The 1,079-nt window shown below is 58.0% G+C and carries 1 pseudogene; it reads left to right on the top strand.

What is annotated here, in order from left to right:
• Positions 1–42: 42 nt before the first annotated feature.
• Positions 43–1,079 (top strand): annotated as a pseudogene (locus tag AC6A67_RS08275) (IS3 family transposase); the annotation flags it as partial.

Here is a 1,079-nt window from a genome sequence, read left to right as displayed (position 1 = left end):
GACCAGTCGTTAAGCTCGAACACCTGACGAAGGACGGGCAATATGACGACACGGAAACGCTATTCGGCTGAGTTCAAGGCGAAGGTGGCCCTTGAGGCCATTCGCGAGGAGCTGACGACGGCTGAGCTGGCCAAGAAGTACGATATTCATCCGACGATGATCAGCGGCTGGAAGCGCACCGCGATCGAGAACATGGCGACAGCATTCGGCAGTTCTGCGCCGGCTGCACCCCTAATCTCCGAGAAGGAGGTTGAGAAGTTGCATGCGAAGATTGGCCAGCTCGTCATCGAGCGAGATTTTTTGTCGGCAGCCTCCAGTCTCATTCTCGGTGCTGGAGGCAAAAAGCGGTGAAGCAGGATCATCCCGACCTGAGCATTCGCCGGCAATGCAGCCTCCTGTCATTGACCCGCTCTGGTCTCTATTATTCTCCGCGCGGTGAAAGCGCGGAGAACCTGGCGCTCATGGCTATCATCGACCGGCAGTTTCTGGAGACGCCGTGGTACGGCTCGCGTCAGATGACGCGGCATCTGCAACGGGAGGAGCATCCGTGCGGGCGTCACAGGGTGCGTCGGCTGATGAGACTGATGCGTCTCGTGCCGATCTACCAGGAGCCAAAGACCAGCAAGAGGCATCCAGAGCACCGCATTTATCCATACCTGCTCAATGATTTGGCCATCACCCGCTCCAATCAGGTCTGGTGCGCGGACATCAGCTACATTCCGATGCGCCGGGGGTTCCTCTACCTTGTCGCCATCATGGACTGGCACAGCCGCAAGGTGCTGAGTTGGCGGCTGTCGAATTCCATGGATGCGGGCTTTTGCATCGAAGCCCTGGAGGAGGCGCTGGCCCGATATGGTGCGCCCGAGATTTTCAATACGGATCAGGGATCACAATTCACCAGCACGCAATTCACCAGGGTGTTGCTGGACGCCAATGTGAAGATATCAATGGATGGCCGCGGCCGCTGGATCGACAACCGCATGATCGAAAGGCTTTGGCGCTCGCTGAAATACGAATGCGTCTACCTGAACGCGTTTGAAACCGGATCAGGAGCCCGCAAGGGCATCGGCGCCTGGATC

The organism is Camelimonas sp. FR25, assembly GCF_059740505.1.
Note: the sequence above shows the minus strand (reverse complement) of the source record. Positions and strands in the feature narration are given on the sequence as shown.